Here is a 5,274-nt window from a genome sequence, read left to right on the forward strand (position 1 = left end):
TCCCCGCTCCTCCCCCCCGGCCTCCTGGAGCGCCTGCTGGCCGAAGCCATGGGCCGGGGCGCCGACTTCGCGGAGGTGTACGTGGAGCGCTCCTCCACCACGGCGGTGGTCCTGGAGGAGTCGCGCATCAAGAGCGCCCAGGTGGGCCTGGTGCAGGGCGTGGGCGTGCGGGTCATCACCGGGGCCAAGGTGGGGTACGCGTACTCGGATGACTGGGACGAGGCCGCCCTGTTCCGGGCCGCGCGCACCGCCGCCATGATTTCCCAGGGCGGCGGCTCCGAGCGCTCCTTCCCCATCAAGCGCGTCGCGGTGCCCAGCCACTACCGGGTGGCGCACGCGCTGGAGGACGTGGCGGTGGCCCGGAAGACGGCGCTGCTGTCCCGCGCGGACAAGGCCGCCCGCGCCTTCGATTCGCGCATCCAGCAGGTCAACGCCTCCTATGTGGATCAGACGCGGCGCATCGCGGTGGCCAACACCGCCGGGCGCTACAGCGAGGACACGCAGGATCAGTCGCGCCTGAGCGTGCACGTGGTGGCGCTGGGCAAGGGCGGCGAGCGGCGCACCGGCATGTACGGCAGCGGCGGCCGGGTGTCCTTCACCTACTGGGACGGCGTGACGCCGGAGAGCGTGGCGGAGGAGGCCGCGCGTCAGGCCATCGCCACGCTGGGCGCGGTGGACTGCGTGGCGGGCCCGCAGACGGTGGTACTGGCGCCGGGCTGGAGCGGCATCCTGCTGCACGAGGCGGTGGGCCACGGCCTGGAGGCGGACTTCATCCGCAAGGGCACCTCACTGTTCGCCGGCAAACTGGGGGAGAAGGTGGCCTCCGACCTGGTGACGGTCATCGACGATGGCACCGTGTCCAACGCGCGTGGCTCCATCAACATCGACGACGAGGGCGTGCCGGGCGAGCGCAAGGTCCTCATCGAGAACGGCGTCCTCAAGGGCTACCTCTATGATCAGCTCAACGCGAAGCTGATGAACCAGCGCTCCACGGGCAGCGGCCGGCGCGACTCGTTCAAGAGCCTGCCCCTGCCGCGCATGACGAACACGTTCCTGGCGCCCGGGGACCACGCGCCGCAGGACATCCTCCAGGAGGTGAAGCGCGGCCTGTACTGCGCCACCTTCGGAGGCGGACAGGTGGACATCAGCAACGGCAACTTCGTCTTCGAGGTCAGCGAGGCCTACCAGATTGAAGACGGAAAGCTGGGCCGCCCGGTGAAGAACGCCATCCTCATTGGCGTGGGGCCGGAGGCGCTGAAGAACATCAGCCGCGTGGGCAGCGACCCGATGCCGGACCCCGGCATGGGCATCTGCGTGAAGGACGGGCAGATGCTGCCCGTGGGGGTGGGCCTGCCCACCGTGCGCATCGACAACGTCACCGTGGGCGGCACGAAGGTCGGCTGAAGGCCGGACCTTTCAAGGGAACGACAACGTGAACTACGAACAGCTCGCGAAGAAGATCGTCCAGCGCGCGGTGAAGCGCGGCGCCAAACAGGCCGAAGCGTATCTGGAGGTGGGCCGCCAGAGCAGCGTGCGCGTCCGCGAAGGCCAGATTGAAGACCTCACCGAAGCCACCAGCAAGGGCGTGGGCGTGCGCGTCTTCGTCAAGGACCGGCTGGGCTTCGCGTACACCTCCGACTTCACCCCCGGCGGGCTGGAGCGCGTGGTGGACCTGGCCGTGCAGTTGGCGGAGGCCGCTGCGCCCAGCAAGTTGAACGGCCTGCCTTCCGCGAAGGACCTGGGCAAGCGGGGCGACACCGGCCTGCTCTTCGACCCCAAGGTCGCGAACCTCCCCGGCGACTGGAAGATCAACGCCGCGCTGGAGGCGGAACGCGCGGGCCGGGCCGAGGACGCGCGCGTGGCCACATTCGACTCCGTGGCAGCGGGCGACTTCGTGTCGGAGGTGTACCTGGCCTCCAGCGAGGGCGCGACGGGCGGCTACTCCGGCACGTACGTGTACCTGGTCGCCGTGCCGGTGGCGGCCCAGGACGGGCAGCTCCAGACGGGCTTCTGGCTGGACTACAAGCGCTTCCTCGACGATCTGGAGTCGCCGGAGTCCATTGGCCGGCAGGCCGCGAAGCGCGCCGTGCGCATGCTGGGCGCGAAGTCCGTCAAGACGTGTCAGGTGCCGGTGGTGTTTGATCCGCTGGTCGCCGCGAACTTCGTGCAGAACATCGCCCAGGCCGCGGACGGCAACGCCGTGTACCAACGCTCCAGCGTCCTGGCCGAACACGTTGGCAAGAAGCTCGCGGGCAACCACATCACCCTGGTGGATGACGGCCTGCTCCCCCGGGGGCTCGCCACTGCGCCCTTCGACGGGGAAGGCGTCCCCACCCGGCGCACGCCCATCCTGGACAAGGGCGTGCTGTCCGGCTTCCTCTACGACGCCTTCACCGCGCGCAAGGCGAAGGCGCGCACCACCGGCAACGCGTCGCGCGGCTACAGCGCGCTGCCGGGCATCGGCACCACCAACCTCTACCTGGAACCGGGCACGCAGTCGCCGGAGGACATCGTCCGCCAGGTGCCCCGGGGCCTGTACGTCACCGCCCTGCTCGGCCACGGCGCGGATCCGGTGTCCGGCGACATGTCCTGCGGGGCCAACGGCCTCTGGATTGAGAACGGAGAGCTGACGCACCCGGTGCAGGAGGTCACCGTGGCGGGCAACCTCCTCCAGATGCTCAAGGACGTGGACGCGGTGGGCAGCGACCTCCAGTTCCGGGGCGGCGCCGTCGGAGCGCCCACTGTCCGCTTCCGACAGCTCACCGTGTCCGGAGCGTAGTCCGCGAAGCTTCGTGGCCTACGCTGACGGCCCTCCACGCTCCAGCAAGGAGGGTCCGTCCGCATGGCCGCGAAGTCCGCCCGAAAGTCCGCCCCCGCGAAGTCGAAGTCGGCCACCCCGCGCAAGCCCCGGCGCAAGAAGGCCGAACCGAAGTCGCGGGGCCTCACCGCCGCGGACGTCGCCAGCGAGGCCGTCGCCTTCCCGGATGAACTCCTCCAGGCGGTGCGCCAGGACGGAGGACAGGTGCTCGCCGTGTACCGCGACCCGCTGGGAGGACACCCCGTCGTCTTCGCCGTGCTGCCCATCGACAAGGTGGAGCCCACGCCCTACCAGCGCGACCTGTCCGAGCCCCACGTGAAGCGGCTCGCCACCGCGATGGAGCGGCTGGACCGCTTCCTGGACCCCGTCATCGCCGTGCGCGTGCAGGGCCGCTACTGGACACCCAACGGCAACCACCGCCTGCACGCGAGCCGCATGCTGGGCGCGAAGTCCATCGTCGCGCTGCTGCTGCCGGAAGAGGACGTGGCCTATCAGATCCTCGCCCTCAACACGGAGAAGGCCCACAACCTGAAGGAGCGCTCGCTGGAGGTCATCCGCATGGCGCGGGGCCTCGTGGGCGCGGGCCGCCCGGGCAAGGAGTCCGCCTTCGGGCACCTCTTCGAGGAGCCGTCCTTCCTCACCCTGGGCGCCGCCTACGAGAAGCGCCCCCGCTACTCCGCGGGCGCCTACCACCCCTTCGTCAAGCAGGTGGAGGGCTTCCAGGAATTGCCCCTGCCGGAGGCCCTGGCCCTGCGCGACGAACGCGCGGACCGCCTCCTGGAGCTGGACGACGCGGTGGTGGCCATCGTCGCGGCCCTCAAGGAGCGCGGCCTCCAGAGCCCCTACCTCAAGAACTTCGTCGTCGCCCGCATCAACTTCCTGCGCTTCCGCAAGGACGGCGCCCCTCCCACCTTCGACGCCACGGTGGACCGCATGCTGGCCAGCGCGAAGCGCTTCAACGTGGACAAGGTCCGCCGCGAGGACATCGGCCGCATGGGAGGGGGCCCCCTGGAACCGGACGAAGAGCAGGCTTGAGGGGAATGGGGATTGCAAGGTGGGCGTACAAGAGGCCTTGCACCCCATGACTGCACCCACCGTCCTGGTCGTCGACGACGACCGCGCCAATCTCGATTCGGTCGCCCGCATCTTCCAGCGGGAGGGCTTCGCCACGCTCGCCGCCGCGCAGGGCACGGAGGCGCTGGAGATGCTTCGCCGCCCCGAGGTCAGCGTCATGGTCACCGACCTGATGATGCCCGGCATGGACGGCCAGGAGCTGCTCAAGGCCAGCCGCACCATCCGCCCGGACGTGGAGGTGGTGCTGATGACGGCCTACGGCACCGTGGAGACGGCCGTGGCCGCCATGAAGGACGGCGCCTACGACTTCATCACCAAGCCCCTCAAGCGCCACGCCCTGGTGAAGGCCGTGCAGAAGGCGCTGGAGAAGCACGCCCTCGTCCAGGAGAACACCTCCCTCAAGGCCAGGCTCGCGGAGATCAACCCGTCCGGCGGTCGCGCCATGGTGGGCCAGTCCCCCGCCTTCCGCGCCATGCTGGACACCATCCGCCAGGCGGCGCCCTCCACCGCCACGGTGCTGCTGCTGGGCGAATCCGGCACCGGCAAGGAGCTGGCCGCCAGGGCCCTGCATGAGCACTCCGCCCGGGCGCGGCAGGCCTTCATCGCCGTCAACTGCGGCGCCATCCCGGAGAGCATCCTGGAGGCGGAGCTCTTCGGCGTGGAGCGAGGCGCGTACACCGGCGCCGTGGCCCGCCGCGAGGGCCGCTTCGAGCGCGCCCACGGCGGCACCCTCTTCCTGGACGAAGTGGGCGAGATGCCCCTGGCCGCGCAGGTGAAGCTCCTGCGAGTCCTCCAGGAGGGAGAGCTGGAGCGGCTGGGCGGCACGCAGACGGTGAAGGTGGACGTGCGGCTCGTGGCAGCCACGAACAAGGACCTGCAGAAGGAGGTGGCGGAGGGGAGATTCCGCGAGGACCTCTACTACCGCCTGCACGTCGTGGAGATCCGCGTGCCCGCGCTCGCCTCTCGCCGCGAGGACATCCCGCTGCTGGCGGACGCGTTCCTGCGCCGCTTCTCCGCGAAGAACGGCAAGGTGCTGCGCGGCTTCTCCCCGGACGCGCTGGGCGTGCTGGAGAACTACGCGTGGCCCGGCAACGTGCGCGAGTTGGAGCACGCCGTGGAGCGCGCCGTGGTGCTCGCCAAGACGGACGTGCTGGAGGCCAGCGACCTGCCGGAGTCCGTGCGCAAGGGGCCCCTGGGCTCGGCCGGCCAGCTCGTCATCCCCATTGGCACCCCCATGGAGGAGATTGAACGCAGGGTCATCCACGAGACCCTGCGCCACACCAAGGGCGACAAGACGCTCGCCGCGCGGCTGCTGGGCATCGCCGCGCGCACCATCTACCGCAAGCTGGAACGCGAGCAGTTGGGCCCCGACGCCCCCCCCG

General features: G+C 70.3%; 4 protein-coding genes. All 4 read left to right on the plus strand.

Annotated elements, in window-relative coordinates; translation table 11 throughout:
* On the plus strand, positions 1 to 1,404 hold a 1,404-nt coding region (locus D7V88_RS38580), incomplete at its 5' end, for a TldD/PmbA family protein (protein WP_120545529.1).
* 28 nt (positions 1,405 to 1,432) lie between these two features.
* The gene (locus tag D7V88_RS38585) at positions 1,433 to 2,779 is read left to right on the plus strand and encodes a TldD/PmbA family protein (RefSeq protein WP_120545530.1); all 1,347 of its coding nucleotides are present in this window, start codon (positions 1,433 to 1,435) and stop codon (positions 2,777 to 2,779) included.
* 63 nt (positions 2,780 to 2,842) lie between these two features.
* On the plus strand, positions 2,843 to 3,853 hold the full coding sequence (locus tag D7V88_RS38590; RefSeq protein ID WP_120545531.1) for a ParB/RepB/Spo0J family partition protein: 1,011 nt from the start codon (positions 2,843 to 2,845) through the stop codon (positions 3,851 to 3,853).
* A 46-nt stretch (positions 3,854 to 3,899) separates the two neighbouring features.
* A partial coding sequence (locus tag D7V88_RS38595; RefSeq protein WP_147449058.1) for a sigma-54-dependent transcriptional regulator occupies positions 3,900 to 5,274 on the plus strand: 1,375 nt, incomplete at its 3' end.

The sequence above is a fragment of the Corallococcus terminator genome (genome assembly GCF_003611635.1).
Classification (GTDB): domain Bacteria; phylum Myxococcota; class Myxococcia; order Myxococcales; family Myxococcaceae; genus Corallococcus; species Corallococcus terminator.